Annotated in this window: 20 protein-coding genes and 1 pseudogene; 8 read left to right on the forward strand and 13 right to left on the reverse strand. The window is 54.2% G+C overall.

Going from position 1 to position 23,942, the window contains the following annotated elements; all coding sequences use genetic code 11:
* Positions 1 to 140: 140 nt before the first annotated feature.
* Together ABK821_RS22205 and evgA are read right to left on the reverse strand one after the other, a co-directional pair.
* Entirely contained in the window at positions 141 to 3,320 is a 3,180-nt protein-coding gene (locus tag ABK821_RS22205) for a response regulator (RefSeq protein WP_343178866.1), read from the reverse strand.
* Positions 3,321 to 3,322: 2 nt separating this feature from the next.
* Positions 3,323 to 3,952: an acid-sensing system DNA-binding response regulator EvgA gene (gene evgA, locus ABK821_RS22210; RefSeq protein ID WP_343178867.1), complete on the reverse strand. Its 630-nt coding sequence runs from the start codon at positions 3,950 to 3,952 to the stop codon at positions 3,323 to 3,325.
* A 425-nt stretch (positions 3,953 to 4,377) separates the two neighbouring features.
* Here evgA and ABK821_RS22215 point away from each other — a divergent pair.
* Positions 4,378 to 5,610, forward strand: a pseudogene (locus ABK821_RS22215) (dipeptide ABC transporter ATP-binding protein); the annotation flags it as partial.
* A gap of 50 nt (positions 5,611 to 5,660) precedes the next feature.
* On the opposite strand, the gene ABK821_RS22220 reads toward ABK821_RS22215, so the two are convergent.
* Complete coding sequence (locus tag ABK821_RS22220; RefSeq protein WP_343178868.1) at positions 5,661 to 6,305, reverse strand: TenA family protein; 645 nt, start codon at positions 6,303 to 6,305, stop codon at positions 5,661 to 5,663.
* Positions 6,305 to 7,150 carry a BtpA/SgcQ family protein gene (locus ABK821_RS22225; protein WP_343178869.1) on the reverse strand — a complete coding sequence of 282 codons (846 nt, stop codon included), beginning with the start codon at positions 7,148 to 7,150 and terminating at the stop codon, positions 6,305 to 6,307. Before ABK821_RS22225 ends, ABK821_RS22220 begins: the two co-directional genes overlap by 1 nt.
* A gap of 30 nt (positions 7,151 to 7,180) precedes the next feature.
* On the opposite strand from ABK821_RS22225, the gene ABK821_RS22230 reads away from it, so the two are divergent.
* On the forward strand, positions 7,181 to 8,050 hold the full coding sequence (locus ABK821_RS22230) for a PfkB family carbohydrate kinase (protein ID WP_343178870.1): 870 nt from the start codon (positions 7,181 to 7,183) through the stop codon (positions 8,048 to 8,050).
* A gap of 10 nt (positions 8,051 to 8,060) precedes the next feature.
* Here ABK821_RS22230 and ABK821_RS22235 read toward each other — a convergent pair whose 3' ends face one another.
* The gene (locus ABK821_RS22235) at positions 8,061 to 9,005 is read right to left on the reverse strand and encodes a substrate-binding domain-containing protein (RefSeq protein WP_142502965.1); all 945 of its coding nucleotides are present in this window, start codon (positions 9,003 to 9,005) and stop codon (positions 8,061 to 8,063) included.
* A 382-nt stretch (positions 9,006 to 9,387) separates the two neighbouring features.
* Here ABK821_RS22235 and ABK821_RS22240 point away from each other — a divergent pair, with 382 nt between their 5' ends.
* The 6 genes from ABK821_RS22240 to ABK821_RS22265 all read left to right on the forward strand — a co-directional run bounded on the left by ABK821_RS22240 (position 9,388) and on the right by ABK821_RS22265 (position 15,486).
* Entirely contained in the window at positions 9,388 to 10,401 is a 1,014-nt protein-coding gene (locus ABK821_RS22240; RefSeq protein ID WP_142502791.1) for a LacI family DNA-binding transcriptional regulator, read from the forward strand.
* 356 nt (positions 10,402 to 10,757) lie between these two features.
* On the forward strand, positions 10,758 to 11,504 hold the full coding sequence (locus ABK821_RS22245; protein ID WP_138362994.1) for an ATP-binding cassette domain-containing protein: 747 nt from the start codon (positions 10,758 to 10,760) through the stop codon (positions 11,502 to 11,504).
* Between the two features lie 19 nt (positions 11,505 to 11,523).
* Complete coding sequence (locus tag ABK821_RS22250) at positions 11,524 to 12,525, forward strand: ABC transporter permease (protein ID WP_171034946.1); 1,002 nt, start codon at positions 11,524 to 11,526, stop codon at positions 12,523 to 12,525.
* 8 nt (positions 12,526 to 12,533) lie between these two features.
* The gene (locus ABK821_RS22255) at positions 12,534 to 13,613 is read left to right on the forward strand and encodes a phosphotriesterase (protein ID WP_138362993.1); all 1,080 of its coding nucleotides are present in this window, start codon (positions 12,534 to 12,536) and stop codon (positions 13,611 to 13,613) included.
* Between the two features lie 11 nt (positions 13,614 to 13,624).
* On the forward strand, positions 13,625 to 14,383 hold the full coding sequence (locus ABK821_RS22260) for a glutamine amidotransferase (protein WP_138362974.1): 759 nt from the start codon (positions 13,625 to 13,627) through the stop codon (positions 14,381 to 14,383).
* A complete protein-coding gene (locus ABK821_RS22265) occupies positions 14,380 to 15,486 on the forward strand; it encodes a M20 family metallopeptidase (protein ID WP_343178871.1) in 1,107 nt (368 codons plus the stop codon). The genes ABK821_RS22260 and ABK821_RS22265 overlap by 4 nt, the downstream gene beginning before the upstream one ends.
* A 113-nt stretch (positions 15,487 to 15,599) precedes the next feature.
* Here the strand turns inward: ABK821_RS22265 and ABK821_RS22270 are convergent, their stop codons facing one another.
* The 8 genes from ABK821_RS22270 to ABK821_RS22305 all read right to left on the reverse strand — a co-directional run bounded on the left by ABK821_RS22270 (position 15,600) and on the right by ABK821_RS22305 (position 23,927).
* A complete protein-coding gene (locus ABK821_RS22270) occupies positions 15,600 to 16,247 on the reverse strand; it encodes a cysteine hydrolase family protein (protein ID WP_206665982.1) in 648 nt (215 codons plus the stop codon).
* Positions 16,244 to 17,587, reverse strand: a complete 1,344-nt coding sequence (locus tag ABK821_RS22275) for a solute carrier family 23 protein (RefSeq protein WP_343178872.1) — start codon at positions 17,585 to 17,587, stop codon at positions 16,244 to 16,246. Before ABK821_RS22275 ends, ABK821_RS22270 begins: the two co-directional genes overlap by 4 nt.
* A gap of 164 nt (positions 17,588 to 17,751) precedes the next feature.
* The gene (locus ABK821_RS22280; RefSeq protein ID WP_138362971.1) at positions 17,752 to 18,918 is read right to left on the reverse strand and encodes an NAD(P)/FAD-dependent oxidoreductase; all 1,167 of its coding nucleotides are present in this window, start codon (positions 18,916 to 18,918) and stop codon (positions 17,752 to 17,754) included.
* 11 nt (positions 18,919 to 18,929) lie between these two features.
* Positions 18,930 to 19,928: an extradiol dioxygenase gene (locus ABK821_RS22285; protein WP_138362970.1), complete on the reverse strand. Its 999-nt coding sequence runs from the start codon at positions 19,926 to 19,928 to the stop codon at positions 18,930 to 18,932.
* 20 nt (positions 19,929 to 19,948) lie between these two features.
* Positions 19,949 to 20,833 (reverse strand): fumarylacetoacetate hydrolase family protein, encoded by an 885-nt coding sequence (locus tag ABK821_RS22290; RefSeq protein WP_138362969.1) that lies wholly within the window; start codon positions 20,831 to 20,833, stop codon positions 19,949 to 19,951.
* A gap of 26 nt (positions 20,834 to 20,859) precedes the next feature.
* The gene (locus ABK821_RS22295; protein ID WP_138362968.1) at positions 20,860 to 21,276 is read right to left on the reverse strand and encodes a RidA family protein; all 417 of its coding nucleotides are present in this window, start codon (positions 21,274 to 21,276) and stop codon (positions 20,860 to 20,862) included.
* Positions 21,277 to 21,351: 75 nt separating this feature from the next.
* The gene (locus ABK821_RS22300) at positions 21,352 to 22,335 is read right to left on the reverse strand and encodes an ABC transporter permease (RefSeq protein WP_343178873.1); all 984 of its coding nucleotides are present in this window, start codon (positions 22,333 to 22,335) and stop codon (positions 21,352 to 21,354) included.
* Entirely contained in the window at positions 22,335 to 23,927 is a 1,593-nt protein-coding gene (locus ABK821_RS22305; protein ID WP_138362966.1) for a sugar ABC transporter ATP-binding protein, read from the reverse strand. The genes ABK821_RS22300 and ABK821_RS22305 overlap by 1 nt, the downstream gene beginning before the upstream one ends.
* Positions 23,928 to 23,942 lie beyond the last annotated feature (15 nt).

Raw genomic sequence — 23,942 nt, forward strand, 5'->3', positions numbered from 1 at the left:
TTTCTTAGATAATATTCTATTAACAGTTAACCGAATATATTGCGTCGGAACAGGGTTAATTTTACCTGGCTAACAGTAGAGTAACATCAGCGGCGGCTTATTATTCTGTCAGGGGGCGCCTACAGATGTAGGAAGAGGGGCTATGGATGGAATTTTTCTATGTCGTGATCCAACTCATTGAGCGAACTTTCGATTCGGTCAAAAACATCGAGGAGTTCTGCCGCAGAAATAGCCTCGGGCAACCGATCTTCCAGCGACTGAGCGATATTTATCAATTCACTCACTCCCAGTAGTTGGGCTGTGCCGTTGAGACGATGAATATGATGCTTCACTGACAGGTAATCCCCATCCCGTGCGGTCGCCCGGGCGGCAGCCAAATCCCGTCGATTTTCCCGCTGTGCATCATGCAGTGCGGTGAGCATCAGCGCCCGATTACCTTGCGCCAGCAAGGCGAGCCGCTTCTCATCAAACCTCGCCCGGTTCGTCTGACTCACTCCGGCTAACAAATGAGAGATTTGCGCGAGGGTAACCGGTTTAAAAAGACAATCCGTCATTCCCGCCGCAAGACAACGTTCGCGTTCATGTTGCTGCGCCGTGGCAGTCAGCCCCCAGACTGGAAGATCGCTATCAAAACGTCTCACCTGCCGGGTAAGCGCAATGCCATCCATCACCGGCATGTTAAGATCAGTAATCAATAAATCATAACGATCCTGCTGAAGATAGCGTAATGCCTCTTCGCCATTCCCGGCTTCATCCGCAACAATTCCCAGCGTGGCAAGCTGGCATTTTAGCAACAGACGGCTGGAGGGATGGTCGTCGACGATTAATACCCGCAGCGATCGCCCAATAACCGAAGGTGAGGAAACGATTTCCGCAGGGTCGGGGATAGCCTGATAAGAAGTTTGCACCGATAAATTCAGCATCACGCGAGTTCCCCGATTCAGTTCGCTTTGCAGCTCGATGGTTCCGCCCATCTGCTTCATCAATGCGCGGGCAATCGCCAGGCCCAGCCCAGAACCTCGATGACGCACACCCACTTTCCCCTGGCTGAATGGCATGAATAACGACTGCTGCTCTTCACTGCTAATACCGGGTCCTGTATCAGTGACGAAAATCGTCAGAAGATGATTATGTTTTCTCGCAGATACCTCAACGCGGCCATGCCGGGTAAATTTTACCGCGTTGCCGATAAGATTAGTCAGCACTTGTCCCAACAACTGTGGATCAAACTGCATTGCTTCTTTTGGATCCAGATGCGAGTCATAGCGCAATTCTATCCCTTTCTGCGCAGCAAGCGCCGTAAAAAGCAGGACTTTCTCTCTTATCAGGGCATCCGAATTCACCCATTTCTGCACCACCTCCTGCAAACCTGATTCGATCTTTTCCAGATCGAGGATCTCGCCAATGAGTTTTAACAATGAGCGTGAAGCCATAGCTGCATGATCAACCGAGGCTTTATCTTCAGGGCTGAGGCTTACCGTAGAAAGCTGCAGGAGCTCCAGAAATCCCACGATGGCACTTACTGGAGTGCGGATCTCGTGACTCATATGGGAGAGAAATTCCCGCTTCTCTTCATTCGCCTTTTGCGCTTTGTTCTTTTCCATCTCCAGTAAACGTTGTGAGTTCTTTCTTATACTCACTTCCCTTGCCAGATAAATCACCCACAGTAAGGTGCTTATCACCAACAGCGCAGCCAGCGCCGCTACCAGATAGAAGGGGCGGTTATATAACTCCCAGGTATCTATTCTGACATCCGGCAGACGTATCCATTTGCTGACAATCTGTAAAACTTCTTTCTGTGGTATATCGTCAAGGGCTTTATCAAGGATCTGTCTCAATTCCGGCTCAGAGCGGGGAACGCCAAAACTAATTACCGCTGGATCGGCGTCCACCAGAGGAAGCCACGTAAGCTGGTCGGGATAATAATGTTCGCTAAAATAGCGGGCAGTCAGTTGATTCGAAATCGCAGCATCCACTTCCCCCGTGGCGACAAGGTTGAGCGCCACACTGGAATTTTCCACTTCTTGCCAGCGGATACCCGGATATTGGGCTTTCAGTTTCATCAGTAAAGTACTCGCGGCGCTGATGGCCACGCGCGATCCAGCCTGAAGCGCTATCGCCTGAGCGTCCTCCTTTCTGACAACGGTAACAAACTGGGTGGTAATAAAAGGGTGAGTAAAGGAAAGATCGTTTTCACGGCTCAAATCATAGGCGGCAGCCTGCACAATATGCCAGTTGTTCTTTTTCATCGCTGAAATCATGTCTTCATTCGATTTGACGACAACGGTTTCAAACTGCAGACCGGTTTGCAGGCTAATCAGATTCAGAAGATCGCCCACAACTCCCCGTATTTCCTGATTACTGTCGGTCATGGTGTAAGGAGCAAACCATGGATTAATAATCACGCGTAGCGTTTTGTGATTTTTTAACCACTGCTTTTCACGAGGGGTCAGATTTAACGGTTCGAGCAGAAAAGAGAGATTGCCTTTATCGATCATCGACTGAGCAATTTGTCCGTGCTGATTTTCATCTATGGCGCTGATGGTGCTGTTGATAATACTCAGCAAGCGTCTCTGCGCCGATAAAAATAAAAAGTGGCTCGTTTTCTGCGGCGCAGACCAATATTTAACCGTACTCAACGCCAGGCTGAACTCCTGAGAAAGCCAGGTGCTGGTCGTCAGTGAATCCCCCATAAACCACGCATTTTGCCCGTTGACAACGGAACTCAGCGCCTCCTGATAGCGGGTATAATTCGCTATCTCAGCGTTGGGGAACGCCTGATGAATGAAATCAGCATCGGGATAGCCGTCAACAACCGCAACACGAGTACTTTGCGGACTTTGTAAGGGGGCCATCACATTCGTCAGAGATGTCACCAGCCCGGGCCAGGAATGCACCAGTGAGGCTGAGCTCTCAATACCCTCTTCAGCGAATATGCGACTGTCAAGGCCGGTCAACACCGTATCGATCTCACCCGCTCTTAGCGCGCGCATCGCATCGGTGCGATTTTGATAGGCCAGAACGACGATTCGGATATTCAGCGAATAATGGATTAGCGTCAGATAATCAGCATTCATTCCACGGTAGCGCCCGGTGAGCATTGTTTGCACCAGAGGAGTCTGCCCCGGTTGATAAACCCCAACCCGTAACGCCCGTTTCTGCTGCAACCAACGCCTGTCATCCTCGCTCAAATAGACGGGTACCGGCGTGATGTAGCTATAACCTGAGAGCTCCAGTTCAACCGGAGGCTCACCTTGCGCATAAACAGCACGTGCGCTTGCGACAAAGATGATAAGGAGTATCACAAGCCACGGATTCATCGTCAGGTCAGCTTATTTTGATGGGCAAAAGAGAGGAGTTCGACTAACGATTTACAGCCTAACTTCTCCATTAACCGCGTTTTATAGGTACTCACCGTTTTACCGCTAATATACATCGCCTCGCCAATCTGAGAATTATCAAGGCCGCTTAGCACATAGCTCATCACCTTCATCTCCTGCGTTGAAAGTGACTCCAGACGTTGGCTGTCCGTTAACGCAGCAGACGACTCTTCGAGGAAAAAAGGAAAATAGCTATAACCATTTTGCGCTGCATTAATCGCGGCAAGAATATTTTCCATATCTTGTCTTTTACTAATAAACGCATTCGCGCCCGCCTGCGCACAGCGTTTACTGTAATAACGATCGTTTTTTGCTGACGCAACGATTAATATACCGGTAAAACGCTGCGCTCTGAGTTTCTCCACCAGCTCAACGCCATTTATACCTGGAATTTCGACATCCACAACGACTATATCCACTGCCGTTTTCGTTAATGCCTGCAGAGCCGCTGCCCCATCTTCATACTCTTTGATGATGACAATGTTCTGTTTTTCCAGTACACCACGAATAGCCATGCGCGCCAGGGGATGGTCATCCACAAGAATAGCGGTACGAGATGTATGCTCGCTCATATGCCACCTGAAACTGTGATTCTGGGGGTATGATACACTTACGCTGATAGTCTAACGACATTTTAAAGTAATTATATACCCTAAATAATTCAAGTTGCAGGAAGGCGGCGACGCCGTGAATTCCCAGAAGCGTATTCCCGTATATGACTATAGTTGACTCATTTACCCTGTTATTACCGTCTCCTGAACTGGCGAATATTCCGATTGATATCGTTAAGCAAGAGATACCTGCCGCTCCAACGCAACGGCCTTTCAGTAAAGAAGGGATAAAAATAGCGGACACAACGGTTAAAGGTACAATGTAAATCATGTCATTGTCAGCGCCCGCTAAATGAACCTGCGCGCTCCCGACATCCTGTTGATATCCGCGGTGGCACTCGCCATACCTAACGCTGGACCACCGTGAACGACGCGGTTGGGTCAGCGCCATGGCGATGCTGTGCCAGCCTCAGGTACTTATTGCCGATGAGCCGACAACAGCCCTTGATGTCACTATCCAGGCACAAATCCTCGACCTGATGCGCGAGCTGCAGCAGACATTTTCTACCAGCCTGCTACTGATCACTCACGATATGGGCGTTGTGGCAGAAATGGCCGATGATGTGCTGGTCATGAATCACGGCAACATCATGGAGCAAGCCCCGGTAAAGACGCTGTTTACCTCACCAAAGACGCCCTATACCCGCCAACTGTTGCAGGCGGTACCGGTGCTGGGTCAGGCCCCCGCGCTGGCGCCGGTTAAACAAATCCAGCCTCTGCTCAGCATCCGCGACCTCAGTGTACGCTTCCCAGTGCGCGGCGACGGCCTGCGCGTACGCCGCGAAGTCCATGCCGTGGCAGGCGTCAGCTTCGATCTTTTCCCCGGCGAAACGCTGGGCCTCGTCGGTGAAAGCGGTTGCGGGAAATCCACAACGGCAAAGGCGTTGATGAATATGGTGCCGTTTAGCGGCAGCGCACAGCTTAACGGGCAGGAGCTACACGGCCTTCAGGGTGAGGCGTTAAGAGCCATACGACGTGATTTGCAGATGGTGTTCCAGGATCCCTGGGCAGCACTCAACCCTCGCAAAACCATTTTCGATCTGGTAGGCGAACCGCTATTGATTCATGAGCAGACGCCAACAGCACGGCGCGCAGAGCGGGTGGCGCAATTGTTGCAGCAGGTCGGCCTGCCGACAGACGCGATGCGGCGGTATCCGCACCAGTTTTCCGGCGGCCAGCGCCAGCGTATCTGTATCGCGCGCGCCCTGGCGCTAAACCCCAAAGTGATTATCGCCGATGAATCGGTCTCTGCGCTGGATGTGTCAGTACAGGCGCAGGTGCTGACGCTGCTGGAGGATTTGCGCCAGCGCTACCAGCTCAGCTATCTGTTTATTTCCCATGACATGGCGGTAGTGGAACGCATCTGCCATCGCGTGGCGGTGATGTTTGGCGGCCAGATCGTTGAGATCGGCCCGCGCGATAGGGTGCTGCACCATCCACAGCATCCTTATACCCGGCACCTGCTCAGCGCCGTTCCCATGCCTGACGTCCAGCGCAAACGGGAAGCGCGTATCGCCAGTCCAGCGCCGGAACGTCCCGATCCCATCAAACCCCTCGGCTGGCGGGGGGAACAACAGCGCTTTATCGATTTTGGCGGCGGGCATCTTGCGGCTTGCTGAACGGCGAATACGTTGAACCGGCGGGCGCAACGGCGCGCCCGCTTATTTATTTAGGTCGCCAGCATGGCGGAGTGAAAATCAATTTCCCAGCGCAGAACATCGGCGTACAGGGCCGACAGACGCTGCTTTTGCGCGTCATCCAGCCCCTGAGCGCAGCAATCGAGCTCCTCTTTCAGCCAGCAGGCCTGACCATAAAAGGCGTCGTCAACATGTATCTCCAGCCAGGCGCTCAGGTCGCTGTCCGCCTGCGGGCAGGCGGCGGCGCGGGCGCACCAGTGATAGTACATCCACTCGGCGCCGAACATCAGAGTAATGATGTCGGCATAGCCGCCGCGCTGCGCAGCCAGCAGCATGCCATGATGAAAACGCGCGATCCCCGGCGGGATCGGCTGGTATTTTTCCTTCTGCACGCCACGTCGTGCCAGCACCGCGTCAAACCAACCAAGCTGAGTGTCCACCAACGCATTCAGGCCGCCGATCAGCCAGCGTTGCCGGGAGAGAGATGGCGCATGGCTCACACCAAGCGCCACGATTTTTACCGCCGTCGCCACAAAGTCACCTTCATAGACCAGATAACGATGGAAATCCTCTTCGGCCAGCCGATTTTCCACTATCGCTTCCACAAATGGATGCCGCTGCATCGCCTGCCACAGCGCCTGATGTTCTCGCAATAAACGGTCGCTGAACGTTTCCATTACTCCTCCTCCAGCGCCGCCTGAGCCACGGCCATAAAGTGCTTCACGCGCGCCCGTTCAACCGGGTTCCACCACACGCCCTCCTCTTTCAGAGTGCTGGCGACGATAACCCCCTGAGTACGGCTAAGGATCTCCACCACGTTATCCGGCGTAACGCCGGAACCGACCAGTAAAGGGAGCGAGGTAGCACTGCGGATCTCATCAATTTCCGACAACGTGGCGCTATCGCCGGTACGTTGCCCGGTGGCAATCACCGCATCGGCCTCAAAAAACTCAACATCGCGGGTCAGTTCAGGAATCGAACGATCGGCAACGATAGCGTGGCTGCCATGTTTAACATGACTGTCGGCAAAGACGCGGATGTGATTGGCCTGCAGCTGGTTACGGTAACGCAACGCCTTTGCCGCAGCGCCTTCGATAAAACCTTCATTGGCGATATAAGCATTGGCCCATTGGTTAACGCGCACAAAATCAGCCCCGCCCGCCAGCGCTGTCGCCAGCGCGGGAATGGCCGCATTCGCCAGCACGTTAATTCCCAGCGGAACCGGGAAACGACGACGAATATTGTCGGTGATTACCGCCATTAACGCTGCGGTTTCCGGGCCGATATCCTCCGGTTTTGAGAAAGGAATATCGCCATGATTTTCGACAATTAAGCCGTGAACGCCGCCTTCAAGATAATTTTCCGCATCCTTCAAGGCACGCTCAATAATATAACACACAGTTTCCCCATGATATTTTGGCGCACCAGGAAAAGGTGCACAATGAATAACACCAATAACCGCTTTACTTCGTGAAAAAACATCTTGAATTGCGCTACTTTTTCCTGCTGATATAGCACTCATAAATCAACCTCATATTTAAAGGAATCGGTTATGCATATTTATGTTGTCGGTAATATCACTGTCGATGAAATCTGGCGCTGTGCCTCGTTACCACAAAAAGGAGAATCTTTGCACGGCGAAAAAACAGCCCAGGATATTGGCGGAAAGGGTGCTAATCAGGCCATTGTTTTATCCCGCTGCGGACTACCAGTGACATTAATCGCTGGTAGCGGCAATGATTATTATGGCCAATGGATACATAATACCCTTCGCCAGGAGTCATTATTATTTTATCCCCAGCACGCAATATCAACGCATAGCGACACCTCAATTATTTTCACCACCGAAGATGATGATAATGCCATTATGACCACCACTGCCGCCGCGGAAGCCCTCACGCTCGATATAATCGAACCGCTGTTAGCCAATGCGTGCCCCGGCGATATCTTGCTGCAACAGGGAAATTTTTCTGCCGCAAAAACCGGCTCGCTCTTCGCGCTTGCCCGCCGTAAACAGATGGTCACGGTCTTTAACCCTTCTCCGGTACACCCGGCGTTTGCCGATCTCTGGCCGCTGGTCGATATCGCCGTACTTAACGAACACGAAGCCCGACTGCTACATCCTGACCCCGCCACCACGCTGATTGTGGAAACCCGCGGCGCGCTGGGCGCCCGACTCTATCACCATCAGGGGATTATCGACGTCGCCGCCGAACCGACAACGGTCGTCGATACCACCGGCGCAGGCGATACGTTCCTGGCGGTGATGCTGGCCTCCGCCCTGCGCAGGGAAACGCGCCCTGATGAACTGGCTCTGCGTCACGCCAGCCGTGCAGCGGCATTAACCATCAGCCGTAGCGGCACCCTGCAAGCCTTTCCCGATGCCAACATACTGGCCTCACTGTTGCAAAACAACGCGTGAGGCCCGCGGATTATTTAAAAAGCGGACGGTAGCTGTCGACGTTCGCTTTCGTGACTACCGTCGCCGGTACGTAAATGCTTTTTTCAACGGTCTTACCGCTGGCAATCGCATTCAGCGCTTTCACCGCTTCCTCCCCCATTTTGCGCGGATCCTGTTGCAATACCGCCGTGACATAACCGCCATCAATACCGGTAATGGCGCGAGCGGTGAGGTCCCAACCGAATATTTTGATCTCTTTTTGTTTACCCTGGTTTTCCACCGCCGCGATTGCGCCCAGCAAAGCCGGTTCGCCAGTGGCATAAATGGTGGTGAGATCCGGGTTACCGGTGATCAGGTTTTCCGCGGCGGTCATCGCGTCATCCTGAACGTTGCGCCCGTCGACAACGCTGGCGACAGAGATGCCATCATGGCCTTTTAGCGTGTCTTCAAACCCCTTCTGGCGCGCATTCTGGATAGCCGAGTTTAGCGCGCCAACAATACCGATTCGCGCTTTCCCACCGCTATTTTTAGTGACGTAATCCACGAAGTAGTGACCAATGATTTTACCGCCTTCGACGTTATCCACGCCGACCTGTGAAGCCTGCGGCCCGGAAGGAAGTACGGCATCAATAGCAATGACCGGAATATGTTTCGCCGCCGCCTCTTTTATCGCAGGCATGATACCATTAACATCAATGGCATCAACCATAATGCCTTTTACACCTTGCTGAATATAGTTTTCAATCGCATCATTCTGCGCCACCGGATTATTATTAGCATTAAAGATAACTAAATCCTTACCGCTTTTTTTGGCTTCTTCCTGTGCGCCTTTATTCATTTCATTAAAGAACAACGCCTGCTGGTTAATTTGTACTAACGCATAAGTTGGTGCGGCGGCAAACGCTCTTCCCCAAAACAGGGCAGACAGACTGAATGCGACCATTAATGCCATTTTTTTGCTGGTGTTGAGTAACATAGATAACGCCCTCGACAAAAGATAAAGGATGGTTAACCCCGGAAAACGGGGAATGTTCAGGCGGGACGAATAACGAAATACAGACGCCGGAATAGCGTTCTGGTAATGATCGAGCAGCAGGCCTTCCCTGCCATCCATTTATCTCAGGGAAAACATAAAAGCAGAAGCAACGTCGGGAACGGTTATTAAAATTCGCGTTTTGTGCCGACTTGTCAAGTGGCAAAAGTGTTATTTCAGGAAGACATAAGAAAAAACTATATTTTCTGAGTCAGCGAGCGTCTCTTATCGATCATGACAACCTGAACAACGGTTCAACAGAAAAGTATAACTTAACCACACTCTATGTTACTTATAAGGTTCCGACACTATCAGCAATGCCGCCATGATAAAAAAACGAGTCGTTCTTTCCGATGTCGCCCAGCGAGCAGGCGTTTCCAAAGCCACGGTTTCGCGCTATCTCAACCGCAGCCTGGCGCTACCTCAAGACACCGCAGACCGGATAGAGGCCGCGATTCGTGAGCTGGATTATCGCGGCAACAGCCTTGCACGCCGCCTCAGCAAAGGCGGTAGTGAAACCCTGGGGCTGGTGCTGCCTGATATCACCAACCCCTTTTTCGCCGAACTGGCGGATGCCGCGGAAGAAGCGGCGTCCGCACAGGGTTATAGCCTGGTGCTGTGCATTACTCGCAACAATCCAGAAAAGGAGCGCCAGTTTATTCGCTGGCTGGATACCTGCCAGGTCGATGGTCTGCTCTTCACCACCAACCGCCCCGATGATGGCCTGCTCCGCCGTGAAATTCAGCGCCACCAGCGCATCGTGCTGCTGGATGAAGATATTCCCGGCAGCAGCGCCCCCAAAGTCTTCGCCGACAATCTACAGGGCGGGCGGTTAGCCACCGAGCAACTGATCGCCGCCGGACACCGCCGCATCGCTTTTATCGGTGGCCCGGACGCGTTAATGAGCGTACGCGAGCGTTATCAGGGGTTTTGCGAGGCGCTGGCGCTGGCGGGGCTTAACTGCCCGCCAGAATGGGCGATGTATGGTCAATATGAGCGTGAATATGGCGCCCGTGCGCTCGACCATCTGCTCTCTTATGATGAACCGCCAACCGCAATTTTCGCTGCCAGCGACTTTCTGGTGCTGGGGATACTTGACGGTCTACGCGCCCGGCATCTGCAGGCGCCGGAAGCGTTATCGGTCGTGGGTTTCGATGACGCCAGCTACGCCGAATTCACCCAGCCACGGATTTCGACAATCCGCCAGCCGGCCCATCAAATGGGGCACACCGCCGTCAATCTGATGTTACGTCTGCTGCGCGGCGAAAGCGTTGCGGATCAAACCCGTTTGCCCGTCGAATGGATCGCCAGAGACTCTATTCGCACATTGATGCACTAAATCAGAGCATCTTTTGCACACTCTTAGCACATTTTATCGCCACATCCGCTTTTACCTTCCGCTCGAAGTAAACCGGTTTACTTAACACATCATTAATAATCGCTGTTTACTCATACAGTTAGCAGACTTACTCGCCACCTTTCCTGCAACTGGCACGTTTGCTGCTTTAATCACCATGGCGAACGAGTACCGAATACAGCAGCAGAAACCAAAGGGCGTCGTGTCATCATGAAGTAAACCGGTTTACAAGAAGTGAACCGCCGGATGATACGCCGCCCGACCGCAACGTCATCGACCATCTATACATTTTTGGGAGTAATGGCATGCATCAACAGGCAGCACCGGCCCGCGTCGAAATGGTGGACATCACCAAGACATACGGTTCGATACGCTCATTGCGCGGCGTTAATCTTCAGCTCGCTCCCGGCGAAGTGCTGGGACTGGTGGGAGACAACGGCGCCGGTAAATCCACGCTAACCAAGATCCTCTCCGGCGCGGTTGTTCCCACCAGCGGTACAATTCGTATCGATGGTGTCGAGCAGCGATTTCTGACGCCATCCGACGCCCGTCGCTGCCAGATCGAAATGGTGTATCAGGATCTGTCGCTGTGCGATACCGTCAACGTCGCCGGTAATCTGTTTATGGGCCGAGAACCGATTAAAAAAATCCTCGGCCTCCCCTTTCTTGACGAAGCCAAAATGCATGCCGACGCGCGCAACATGCTAAAAGGTTTAGGGATCTCGATCCCCGATACCAAAGTGATGGTGCGTAATTTATCCGGCGGTCAGCGTCAGGCTATCGCCATTGCCCGCGCAGCCGCGTTCAATCCTAAAGTGCTGATCATGGATGAACCCACCGCCGCGCTGGCGGTAGCCGAAGTGGAGGCGGTGCTAGCGTTGATCAAGCGGGTAAGCGCCCGCGGCGTCAGCGTCATTCTGATTACCCACCGTCTACAGGATCTCTTTCTCGTCTGTGACCGCATTATGGTGATGTATGAAGGCACCAGCGTCGCCGAACGGCAGGTCCGTGATACCAGCCTGGCGGATATCGTTAACCTGATCGTCGGAGAGAAATTTACCGCTCACTCCGCTCGCGCCCATTAAGGGGATATCGATGAGTATGATTAATCTATCCAGCCCGCGCGTCATGCAGCACTCGCTACCGAAGCGCATTATGCACAGCCACTCCGGGGTGGTCAGCATTGCGCTGTTTTTTGTCTTCTGTTGCGTGGTCTTTTCGCTGATCACCGGCAACTTTCTCACCGGCAGCAACTGGCTGAATATCATCCGCCAGACCGCGCCACTGTTGATCGTCGCCAGCGCAATGACCTTTGTGATCACCACCGGGGGGATCGACCTTTCCGTTGGTTCAACCCTGGCGCTGGTGGGCGCGCTGTCGGCGATCGCCCTTAATCAATGGGGAGTGCCGTGGCCGGTCGTATTGATCGGCGGTCTGCTGGTGGGGGCGCTGATCGGCGCGATCAATGGATTCTTTATCGCCCGTGAAGGGATCCCGGCGTTTATCGTCACGCTGGCGACGCTGGCGATCGTGCGTGGCATCGCGCTGCTGATCACGCAGGGTTATTCGATTCCGGTGCCGGAAGACAACCCGTTTATCCAGATGGGGCGGGCCTGGGTGTTCGGCGTACCTATGCCAGCGCTCATTGGCATCGCGGTACTGATTGTCGCACATATCACGTTGAATCATATGCGTTTTGGCCGCTACGTTACCGCAATTGGCGCCAACGCGGAGGGCGCGCGACGCGGCGGGATCAATACCCAGTCTGTGACGATACGCGTATACATGCTCAGCGGTATGGCCGCCGCGCTGGCGGGGATGATCATCACCGCGCGTCTTGGTAGTGGATCCTCCAACCAGGGGGAAGGCTTTGAGTTACAAGTGATTGCTGCGGTCGTGCTCGGCAGTACCAGTCTGTTCGGCGGATTCGGCACCATTATCGGCAGCCTGTTGGGGGCGCTTTCCATCGCCGTGATCCAGAACGGGCTGATTCTCTCGCATATCTCCCCGTTCTATACCCAGATTGCCACCGGCGCCATCATCCTGCTGGCGATCTGGCTGAACACCCGCATTCTCAATCCGGTTCGCCGCCCAGCTAAGGAGTAACCATGAACGTGAAAGGATCCATTTTTCGTCATCCACAGCCATTGCCGGTTGGCGTGAACAGTGGCCACGTAATGACCGTTCTCGGCCCGATGCCGCTGGCGAAAATGGGGGTTACCCTGATGCACGAGCATATTCTGCTTGATGCCGCCGGGAAATGGGTCGCTCCCTGCTGCTGTAGCGATCGGCATATTGCCGAAGCGCCGGTGAGCATTGAAAATCTTGGCGAGCTGGCGATGAATCCGCTGATGAGCCGCGATAATTGCCAGTTGTTCGATGTCGATACAGCGATAGCCGAACTGCTCAAATTTCGTGCTCTGGGGGGCGACACCGTGGTCGACCCTACCAACCTCGGGATTGGCCGCGACCCACGGGCATTGCAGCGCATTTCACGCCTGACCGGACTCAATATCGTGATGGGCACCGGGCTCTACCTTGAGCCATCGCATCCGGAGTGGTCAAAAGCGCTGGACGTCGCCACGCTCGCCGACAAACTGATCTACGACGTCGGCGGCAAAGAAGAGAAGCCCGCGGTGATTGCCGGGCTGATTGGCGAAATTGGCGTCTCCAGCCGTTTTACGCCGCTGGAAGAGAAATCGCTGCGTGCGGCGGGACGCGCCAACGCCGCCACCGGCGTGCCGATTGAAGTACATCTTCCGGGATGGGAGCGGCTGGGGCACAAGGTGCTGGATATCCTTGAAGAGGAAGGCGCCGACCTGCGCCACACCGTGCTGTGTCATATGAACCCCAGCTTTGCGGATAAGACCTATCAGCGCGATCTCGCCCGACGCGGCGCGTTTCTCGAATATGACATGATCGGGATGAGCTACTACTACGCCGACGAATCGGCACAGTCCCCCTCCGATGAGGAGAACGCCCGCGCCATCCGCGAGCTGATCGACGACGGCTTTATTCAGCAAATTCTGCTCTCGCAGGACGTCTTTTTGAAAACCATGCTGACTCGCTACGGCGGCCATGGTTATGGCTACATCCTCAAACATTTTGTTCCGCGTCTGCGCCGTCACGGCGTCAGCGACGAACAACTGGAAACGCTGATGATCGCTAACCCGCAGCGCGTCTTCGGCGGCTAATGGAGAAATCAATGAAAAAATCAGTTTTACTGGTCGGCGAATCATGGACCAGCAGCGCCACGCACGTAAAGGGTTTTGATCAGTTCTTTACCGCCACTTTTCACAGCGGGGCGGACGCGTTTATGCAGGCGCTGGCGGACAGCGACTATGCCGTCACCCACATGCCGGCCCATGAAGCGCAAAACCACTTTCCGCTGACTCTTGAAGCGCTGCAGCAGTGGGATGTGATTATTCTTTCCGATATCGGCGCCAATACGCTGCTGCTGCATCCGGATACCTGGCTGAAGAGCAAACGGACCGCCAACCGCCTGACGCTGCTGCACGATTACGTGGCGGCAGGCGGCAACCTGATGATGATCGGCGGCTACTTTAGTTTCCAGGGGATTAACGGCGCGGCCCGTTTCCGTAACACCGCTGTCGAAAAAGTGCTGCCGGTACGCTGCCTGGCGTGGGACGACCGGGTAGAAACGCCAGAAGGCTGCTACGCCGAAACGGTCGCCCGTCATCCGGTGCTGGACGGGCTGGACGGTGAATGGCCATGGCTGCTGGGTTATAACGAGGTGGAAATGCATCCGCAGGGCGAACTGCTGGCGACCATCGCCGGAACCGGCCATCCGCTGCTGGCGGTACGTCAGTATCAGCGCGGACGCTCCCTGGTCTGGACCAGCGATATGTCGGCCCACTGGCTACCGGAGGCGTTCAGCGCCTGGGATGGCTATCGCCGCCTGTGGATTAACGCGCTCGACTGGCTAACCGGGGCGCGCCAATGAATACCCCCTCGCTCGCCCTCGCCCGTCAGTTGCTGAGCTTCGATACGATCAACCCTCCAGGCCATGAAGCGGAGTGCATGGCGTTCCTGGCCGACTGGCTGCGGGAACGAGGATTTCAGGTCTCGTTGTCGACCTTTGGCGAAGGGCGCTGCAATCTGCTGGCCCGTTTACCCGGCCAGCAAAACGGTTTACCGCTGGCCTTCACCGGACATCTGGATACCGTTCCTCTCGGCGACGCCTCGTGGACTCGCGATCCGTTTGGCGAAGTGGATGGCGACCGGTTATATGGCCGTGGTGCCAGCGACATGAAAGCGGCGATCGCCGCTTTTCTTTGCGCCTGCGTCGCGCGGTTGGAAGAAATCCGCGCGGGGAGTGGCGTAGTGCTGTTGTTGACCGGCGGGGAAGAGACAGGCTGCGATGGCGCGCAGGCGATGCTGTCACAGGGGCAGTTACCCGGCGTCGGGGCGCTGATCGTCGGCGAACCGACGGCGAACTATCCTGTCATCGGACATAAAGGGGCAATCTGGCTACGCTGCCGTACCAGGGGAAAAACCGCCCACGGTGCGATGCCGGAACTGGGGATTAACGCGATTTATCGGGCAGCAGACGCCTTGCAAACGATCCGTCATTTCTCGCCTGGCCCGCCGCATCCGCTGATGCGCCAGCCGACGCTGAACGTCGGGAGGATAAGCGGCGGGCTGAATATCAACTCCGTCCCGGACAGCGCCGCGTTCGATGTAGATATCCGTACCGCGCCAAATCTCCGGCACGCTGATATTTGCACGCGCCTGCACCAGCATCTGGGGGAAGACGTGCGCCTTGAAACATTAGTGGATCTGCCCGCTGTACTCAGCGATACGGATACGCCGTGGATCCGCGATCTGTTCCGCCTGTGCCAGCCTTTACACCCGCAACCGCTGGTTCCGCGCATCGTTCCCTATTTCACCGATGCCTCGCTGCTGCTGCCAGCGCTTAATACGCCACCGTGTATTATTCTCGGCCCCGGCGAACCCTCGATGGCGCATCAGACCGATGAATACTGCGAGCTGGGCAAACTCGCCGCCGCCGAGGCGCTCTATCAACAGATTATCGCGGCCTACTGAACGACCTGCATGGTCGGATATCGGTATTGAAGCATCATCTTTCCCCCTGAGATGTGAGATTATACAAATCGCCATCACGTGGGCGGTCAATCCAGGCACGACAGCGGTTCAGACTAAGCCGGAGGCGCTGTCCGCTGGATACGCGCCATGATATCCCTGGTATCCGTCACCTCGGCAAATTCATAGGCCATAGCACTCAGCGAGATACGCTGCACATCTGATGCGCTCACTTCACCAAACCCCATATCAGGATAGGGCATAGCCGCACAGGCATCGCTTAAAGCAATCATTTTGTATTCCCGATGTACACCATCACGAATGGTAGTTTCACAGCAGACGTTGGTTACCGTTCCGCAGACAATCAGGGTATCAATATCCTTCATTCGTAGAATCGCATCCAGATCTGTGTTGTGAAAACCACTATAAAACAGCTTATCAACCACGATGTCACCGGGCATGGGGGAGAGAGCGTCAATGATTTCAACAGACGGATTATCGCGTCCCAGCAGCGCATTGACGTTAGGGTAGAGATCGCGCATCCGCCCGGTATCACTGCCATCTCCCCGCACCACATGCCGCAGATAGATCACCGGCATGTTGCATTGTCTCATCAGGCTACTGAGCGCCTGAATGTTTTCGATAATATTCGCCGTATCAGGAACGTATAACCCTGCCCCCTCCAGACAAAATACCTTCTGCATATCCACCACAATCAGCGCGGTCCGAGCGGGATTAATCACCCATGTCACTTTTTTCATCATAAAAATGTCTCCTCCTCAAGCACCGGCTTGCGTAAGCCGCGCACGAATACATTGATAATGAGATTGAGAGAAATCAGCAGGATGATGCCAATAATCATCGGCTGCGCCACGATTCCCTTCAGGGAGGCTGGCAGCAAATTCAGTACCGCTGGCGGTAGGTACATACTGCCCATGGAGAGTATGAAAGCGGGGGCGGCTACCGCCAGGTTAAGTTCGTCCCAGTGGATACGCGCCATTATCTGCACCCCACTCAGGGCGATAATGCCAAACAGAATAGAGGATGCGGCGGAAAGGACTGGTTCAGGAAGCGATGCCAGCAGTAGCCCAACCGGCGGTAGTAGCCCGATAAATAGCGACAACACTCCGGCAGTCAATGTGACAAAGCGGCTGGCCACGCCAGAAACCCGAATGATACCAACATTTTCTGGATACGATGTTGTCCCCAATCCGCCTGCTGCCGCGCCAACGGCACAGCCGATAAACTCGGTAAACAGCCCACGATTAATCCGCTGCGTCGTCAACGTTTGCCCGCCCCAGTCAGCCAGCAGAGAATACATGCCCATGGCTTCTGCTGAGGCCTGCAGAAACGCCAGCATCATCAGCAACACCACCGGGATCGACACGCCGAACCCGAAGGCGAAAAAGTGGGGTAACGAAATAAATGGCGTACTGGCGAAATCCGGCAGATGCCACGCCGTCATTAGCTTAAATGCTATCACGCCAACGCCGATTCCCCACAGCAGCGCACCGCGTTTTATCAGGTCATAGCGGCCAAACACCATGCAACTAATAATGGTAAGAACAGTCACTAACGCGGCGATAAAGCTGTTACCCAGCGTCCCGCCGCTGGCAGTGCTGAACCAGCCTGCCGGACCAATACTGGCGAGCTGCGCGCCAATAATCACCAGAAGGCAGCCAAAAACGATAGGCGGTGAGATATAACGAATCATCAGGCCGGTAATCCCCAGCCGTTTCAGCGGAATGGAGAGCGCGGCGAAGATTAACGCCGCCACAAACATCGATCCGAATGTGGTACCCAGCCCAACGCTGTGCGCCGACCCCAGCACGGCGACCATAAAAGCGGCCGTCGGCCCCTGAACAACCGGCAGGCGCAGAAATCGGCTCGATTGCAAAATAGTGACAATACCAGTAGTGAAAAAACAGGCCTGCACGATGGCGCCGGTCTGCTGGCTGGTGAGATTGAGCGCAGCGCCAATGATCACCGGGAAGACCCATATTCCAGTTAATGCCAGCAAGTGCTGTAGTGCGAACATCAACGTGCGAGTGGGCGACACCTTGTCTTCGATTCCTACCGAGAGTACTACATATGTGTTGGGCATGTTGATACCTGCTAAAGAGTGCGATGTTTATTGGGATCGGTACAGCATCACAGGCAATAAGCGTGCCGCTTACGCATAACCAGCGCACAGCGGCATGATCTGCAATGTATTAATTAGTCTGCCAGGATGATGTGAATCAGCGGCGCCCCACCAGGCTTCCCTCGTTAAACGCCAATCTGGTAACTGTGCAGCCAGGAGAAGTGCTGCTCCAGACTATTAAGTACCGCATTACGCTCAACGCGATCCTGTCCGGCCGGAAGGTGGAGGCAATCATTAAGCCGGCGGGAGGATTTCTGGATTTTTTCACCGCGTTTTTTGCGTTCCTGTTCATAACGTTCGAGCCCGCCGGTAAAGGAAGTCGTGGCGTCATCATTGAGAATGTGCGCCAACGCTACCGCGTCCTCAAAAGAGGAGATCGCGCCCTGCCCGTGGTGCGGCATCATGCCGTGTGCGGCATCACCAATCAGCACCGCACGCCCGCGATACCAGGAGGACATCGGACTGACCTGGAACATCCCCCAGCGTTCCGCCAGATTAACGTGTTCCAGCAATTGGCCGACGGCAGGGTGCCAGCCGGTGAAATGAGCGCGGATTTCCTCCGCATCCGACGGGACGCGCCATGACGCTTCCAGCCACTTTTCCGGACCATCCATAAACACCACGATGGTCTGATATGCGAAATTTTTACCCACCGGGAAATTCAGCACGTGCATGCCGTCACCCATCCAGTCGGTAAAGGAGCGTGGTTCCGGCAGCAGATCAAGATCGGCGGTTTTCGCCAGACCTCGAAACGCGCTATTGCCGGTAAACAACGGCAACGCGTCAGGGCTGACATACTGCCGCACGACTGACTTAATACCGTCGGCGCCCACCACTAAATCGGCACTGTCCATCGAGCCATCCGCCCAATGTAAGGTTATTTCACTGTCTGCCTCTTCCAGCCGTGCCAGTTGCTTATTCAGACGAATGGTCTGTTGACCAATCACATCGAGTAGTGCCGACTGCAGATGGGTACGGAATGCCCCGTAATAGGGATAGCCATATTCATTCCGGTACCAGTTTCCCCGGGCCAACGCTTGAGCGCCGGCTATGCTACCGTCCTCATTTCTGAAAAACGCCATCTCCGTCTCACAGGATCTTTCCGCCATCTGCGCGGCGATCCCCATCTCTTCGAACAGACGCGTGCCATTAGCCCATAAAGAGATCCCCGCTCCCAGCTCAGCCAGTTCACTGGCCTGTTCGTACACCGTCACCTCGTGTTGACTGTTCCGCATAACCGAAGCGAAGGCCAGACCGCCCATACCAGCACCCACGACTGCAATTCTTGCCATCTCGCGTCTCCTTATTCCTGGCCAGGATAGGTCAGATAACTCATACCGGTGATCCACTCCGGGACCGATTCATAGGCGACATAATCGGGGCGAGCCCCTTTCATTGCGCCCATTAACGCCACCCAGTTGAGGGCTTCATGGCCCCCGTGGCCGCCACGCTCTTCCACTTCGTCGTAGGTCAGCGCGCGCATGTAGCTGACATCGCCCGCTTCGAAACGCTCCAGCATTTCACGGTCCCACTCTTCGTTGACCAACGGATGGCTGTTCCCCAGCGGCCACTCCATTTTGCTCATCATTTCAATTTCATACTTCGCGAAATCGGTATAGATCGTCGGATCATTTATCAGCGCCTCCTTGCCGATGGTCTGGTAAATCTTCATGCGCTGCAGCAGCTCATCGCTCTCCGGTGCGCCTTCTGTCCAGACCGGAGGCCAGTGCGACAGTCCCCCGGTGGCGAGAAAGTGCACGCGAAACTCATCCGGTAAAGAATCGATAATCTCCCGCACTTTTTCGCCGAGATCATAGGCACGTGAATAAGGCATGAGTGGTGGAGAGAAGACGTTGATATACACAGGCACAACCGGAATATTGAATTCCGGATTAATAAACACCAGCGGCATCATCAGGTTATTGCCATATTCAATCGCGCCCATCCGCGTAGCTTCGAAACCGCCGTGAATAAGCTTTTCCAGTAGCCGTTGCGCAATTTCCGCATTGCTGGCGATACGGTGCTGTTTATCAAATTTCAGCGCTTCCATCATATGTTCAGCGGGACCGATATTCGCATCACTAACCGGTATGCCTAATGTCGGCATTAAATTACGAAAATTATTCTCAAAGTGATCGTCTAAAAAAGCGATGATCAGATTGGGTTTAGTTTCATCGATACACTGTTTTAATCTGGCATGGATTTCCGCCAGCCGCTGGCGTTGTGCAGGGGAAGGCGCATCGGCCCAGCCTAATGCCCCCGGAACGTGAGACATACTGATTGCACTGACTATCTTAGCCATAATGACCTCATTCTTTTTTATCAGATTATGGTATTGGTTAGCTGCCCAATTTCATTCATAGAAACCGTCACGCTATCGCCGCGGGCAAGATAACGAGGCGGAGAAAATCCGAGTCCCACGCCTGCCGGAGTACCGGTGGCAATAACATCTCCCGGCAGCAGGGTAATATTCTGACCAATAGTTTTAATTAATCGCGGAATATCAAAAATCAAATCGGATACAGGCGCTTGCTGACGCAGTTCACCATTTACATGACAGGAGATCGTCTGACTGCCGGGGGCGCCAAACTCATCGGCGGTGACCAGAACCGGCCCCATCGGGCAGAAACCATCAATTCCTTTGCCCAGCAGCCACTGACTGTGCTGTTTCTGTAAATGGCGAGAAGTGACGTCATTCACCAGGGTATAACCAAAGACAAAAGTCATTGGATCCTCATCCTGCGCAACCCGCCCCTTTTTCCCCAACACCACCGCCAGCTCGGCTTCATAGTCGATGGTGTTGTACGGATCCAGAGTGCTGTCGATGGCGTCACCAGGGCCGCAGATAGCGGTGGAGGGCTTGCTGAAGATGATCGGATTTGCCGGTACGTTGCCCGCCGCGGCGCTGGAATCATAGCCGCTGTTGGCGAACTCCTCAGCGTGCGCATAGTAGTTTTTGCCGACGCAGAAAATATTGCGCCGCGTGTCCGGAATGGGAGCCAGCAGGCGCACGGCGTCAATTGCCACCTCATTTTCACCAGAACCTTCACAACATAATATTAAACGGCTCTCGACCTCCGCAAAACGCTCGATAAGCACATTCATATCATTCGTGTTTACAATATCGCTGACGTCAATAATGTTACCAGCGTGATTAATAACACCAATTTTCCTGGTGTTTGAGTAAATATAAGTGACCAGTTTCATAATTAACCTTCCCGGTAAACCTGTCATTAATCGCGAGAACGAGCAACAGCCTCCACTTCAATCAGAAACTCCTCTTTCACCAACCGGTCGACCACCAGCAGAGTATTAGGCGCATAATCGGCAGTTGAAAATAGTCTGGAAAAAAGTTCTTGTCGGTTCTTCATGAAATTATCAATGTGCTGCGACGCCACCAGATAGGTATTGAATTTAACGACATCATTAAAATCACAATTAACAGCATGCAGAACTTCGCCGAGATTTTTAAACACCTGGGCAAATTGTGCATCAAAATCACCTTTGCCGACGACGTTACCGTCATAACCGACCGAGAGCTGCCCGGATATATAATAGAGATCGCCCGCGCGGACTTTAGTCAAACTGGAATAGAGCCCCTGGGCCGGACTGATATTTTCAGGGTTGATATACTTAACGTTTTCAGACACAACGACACTCCTTATAGCAAACTAAATCATGGTAAGCATGCCCGATGTATTACGCATAAATACTCATGACAAAGATTAGTACGATTCGCGACGGCGAAACCGGTCAAGCACCACAGCCAGAATAATAACTACGCCGACCGCAAGCGTCTGATAATATGCCGACACGCCGATCATATTCATTACGTTGGACAGCAGGGTCAGAACCACCACGCCGGTAATCACCTGGCGTAAATTTCCGGCCCCGCCGGTAAGTGCGACACCGCCAAGTACCACCGCCGCCAGCGATTGCAGCGTCAGATTCGCAGCCGCAATGGGCTGTGCTGAACTTGTCCAGGCGGTGAGAATAATGGCGCCGATACCGGCGCAGAACCCGCTGACCATATAAACCAGTACCGTATTAAGCCGAACATTAATACCGGATTTGGACGCGGCAGAGACGTTAGATCCCATGGCATATACGTAGCGGCCAAACAGGGTATATTTCATCAACACGCCAATAGCCACGGTCAGCGCAACGGCAATCCACACCATCACCGGCATCCCCAGCAGCGTGCCGTAACCGACCGCGTCAATGTAAGCGGCGGGAACATCATAAATAGGTACGCCGCCGGAAAGGATCAGCGCAAACGCCTGGGCGACCGAGAGCATACCCAGCGTGATCACCAGCGGTGAAGTATTAAAAAAGGAGATCAGCATGCCGGACACCGCGCCGGTAAAGGCTCCCACCAGCAGCATCACCAGCAGCCCGGCGGGAATACCGGCATGATTCATCACCATGACCCCGGCCACCCCGGCCAGCGACATAGCAGAAGAGAGTGAAAGATCGAGCCCTCCTCGTATCACCGCCACCGCCTGCCCCAACGAAAGGATCAACAGCGGCGCAAGCTGGCAGGCCAGGTTAATACCGTTACTCACCGATAAGAACCGAGGCTGAATAATCCCCGTTACAATCGCAACGACCACCACCAGCAACGGCAGCATCCAGTCAGACAGCGAGAACTTACGTTTTATCGCCGGTTTCTGCGAAGCCATCAGGCTGACATCTCTGCTTGTATTCATCACATCCCCTCCCGCGTCAGGCTGACACTTGATTCATCAGGAGCATCGTCGGCTGTTTCTTGTCCCACCACATCAGCAATAATCGATGCTTTATCGTGCTCATCCGGCGTGCGATACGTGTTCACTACATGACCATGAAACAGGGTCCAGACCGTGTCGCACAGGGATATGGTTTCAGCTAAATCACTGGAGAGCAGGATCACCGAGACACCACTGGCCGCCAGCGCCCGAATGCGTTGATGGATTTCATACTTGGCATCGATATCCACGCCGGCGGTAGGCTCTTCCAGCACCAGCACTTTCTTTGCACTTGCCATTGCCCGCGCCAGTAATACCTTTTGCTGATTACCGCCGCTCAGACTGGTCAATAAATCATGCTTATCAGCGAACTTAACCCCGCAGTCTTTCAGCATCTTATCGGCGCAGGCATCAACTTGCCGGGAGCGGATGAATCCCGCCAGGCTGAAGCTTTTCAACTGCGTCATCATCAGATTTTCAGCAATCGACAGCGTGGGGTAAACGCCATTACTGGCCCGCCCCGCAGGTAGCCAGGCCACCCCATTTTTCAGCGCATCCACCACGCTTTTCGGACGCCACTCATAACCATCCAGCCGGAAGCGAGACGAAACTGCGGGCGGCGTAGGGATAAACCCCACCAGGCTTTGCAACAGTTCGTCGCCGCCACAGCCAACGACACCGTAGATACCCAATATTTCGCCTTTCCCTAAGCTGAACACCCGGTTACCGCCGCCGCTGACCGGCAGGTTTTCAAAGTCGAGCAATGGCGGAAAGTTTTGTTCTCTTTTATTCTCAACGCGATGGCGACCAGGTGCTTTGCCCGTCAGACGCGAGACGATGAAATCTGCCGTTACTCCCGGTTTCACCGGAAAGGCGTCCACCACCTGGCCGTTGCGCATAATGGTGACGCGATCGCTGACGGCTAATACATCATCAATATGGTGCGTCACCAGCACCGACGCCATGTCCGTTTCGCGCAACCGCCGCAGAACGCTAAAAAACATCTCTTTTTCAACAGCACCCAACATGGCGGTGGGTTCATCAAAAATAATCACCCTGGGTTGCGACATCAGAGATTTACCGATTTCAATCAGTTGCTGGATCGCTACCGGAAACTGGCCCACCGCGCTTTCCATATCAATGTGAGCCAGTCCAAGCTGGCTCAGAACGTCCTGTACACAACTCTTTTCCTGAGAGCGGCGAGTAAGTGAGAGCAGAGTCTTACCTCTCTCCGCCCCCAGCCACAGATTGGCTCGCACGGACAGGCTCGGCGCCAGGGACAGCTCCTGATAAACCATGACAATACCGGCGTGGCGCGCTTCACGGGAACTGTTAAAAGCCACCCGCTGGTCGTCGTACCAGATACTTCCCTCGTCAGCGGGATAGAGCCCGCTGACGATTTTTCCGATGGTTGATTTCCCGGCGCCGTTTTCACCGAGAACGCAGTGGATTTCCCCGGCGGCAAATTGAACAGAGACATTGTTCAGCGCCTGGGTCGCACCAAATCGTTTGCACAACCCACTGATACGCAGCAGGGGAGAATTCGGATTAAGAGTGGACGCTACGTTGTTCATCCTCGCTTCCCTCAG

It is taken from the genome of Klebsiella sp. KE9456, from assembly GCF_043832615.1.
Taxonomy (GTDB): domain Bacteria; phylum Pseudomonadota; class Gammaproteobacteria; order Enterobacterales; family Enterobacteriaceae; genus Klebsiella; species Klebsiella indica.

What these genes read in the sequence shown, in the direction of transcription:
- ABK821_RS22205 (WP_343178866.1), bottom strand. Translation starts at nt 3,320, where the DNA reads ATGAATCCGTGGCTTGTGATACTCCTTATCATCTTTGTCGCAAGCGCA.
- evgA (WP_343178867.1), bottom strand. Translation starts at nt 3,952, where the DNA reads ATGAGCGAGCATACATCTCGTACCGCTATTCTTGTGGATGACCATCCC.
- ABK821_RS22220 (WP_343178868.1), bottom strand. Translation starts at nt 6,305, where the DNA reads ATGGAAACGTTCAGCGACCGTTTATTGCGAGAACATCAGGCGCTGTGG.
- ABK821_RS22225 (WP_343178869.1), bottom strand. Translation starts at nt 7,150, where the DNA reads ATGAGTGCTATATCAGCAGGAAAAAGTAGCGCAATTCAAGATGTTTTT.
- ABK821_RS22230 (WP_343178870.1), top strand. Translation starts at nt 7,181, where the DNA reads ATGCATATTTATGTTGTCGGTAATATCACTGTCGATGAAATCTGGCGC.
- ABK821_RS22235 (WP_142502965.1), bottom strand. Translation starts at nt 9,005, where the DNA reads ATGTTACTCAACACCAGCAAAAAAATGGCATTAATGGTCGCATTCAGT.
- ABK821_RS22240 (WP_142502791.1), top strand. Translation starts at nt 9,388, where the DNA reads ATGATAAAAAAACGAGTCGTTCTTTCCGATGTCGCCCAGCGAGCAGGC.
- ABK821_RS22245 (WP_138362994.1), top strand. Translation starts at nt 10,758, where the DNA reads ATGGTGGACATCACCAAGACATACGGTTCGATACGCTCATTGCGCGGC.
- ABK821_RS22260 (WP_138362974.1), top strand. Translation starts at nt 13,625, where the DNA reads ATGAAAAAATCAGTTTTACTGGTCGGCGAATCATGGACCAGCAGCGCC.
- ABK821_RS22265 (WP_343178871.1), top strand. Translation starts at nt 14,380, where the DNA reads ATGAATACCCCCTCGCTCGCCCTCGCCCGTCAGTTGCTGAGCTTCGAT.
- ABK821_RS22270 (WP_206665982.1), bottom strand. Translation starts at nt 16,247, where the DNA reads ATGATGAAAAAAGTGACATGGGTGATTAATCCCGCTCGGACCGCGCTG.
- ABK821_RS22275 (WP_343178872.1), bottom strand. Translation starts at nt 17,587, where the DNA reads ATGCCCAACACATATGTAGTACTCTCGGTAGGAATCGAAGACAAGGTG.
- ABK821_RS22280 (WP_138362971.1), bottom strand. Translation starts at nt 18,918, where the DNA reads ATGGCAAGAATTGCAGTCGTGGGTGCTGGTATGGGCGGTCTGGCCTTC.
- ABK821_RS22285 (WP_138362970.1), bottom strand. Translation starts at nt 19,928, where the DNA reads ATGGCTAAGATAGTCAGTGCAATCAGTATGTCTCACGTTCCGGGGGCA.
- ABK821_RS22290 (WP_138362969.1), bottom strand. Translation starts at nt 20,833, where the DNA reads ATGAAACTGGTCACTTATATTTACTCAAACACCAGGAAAATTGGTGTT.
- ABK821_RS22300 (WP_343178873.1), bottom strand. Translation starts at nt 22,335, where the DNA reads ATGAATACAAGCAGAGATGTCAGCCTGATGGCTTCGCAGAAACCGGCG.
- ABK821_RS22305 (WP_138362966.1), bottom strand. Translation starts at nt 23,927, where the DNA reads ATGAACAACGTAGCGTCCACTCTTAATCCGAATTCTCCCCTGCTGCGT.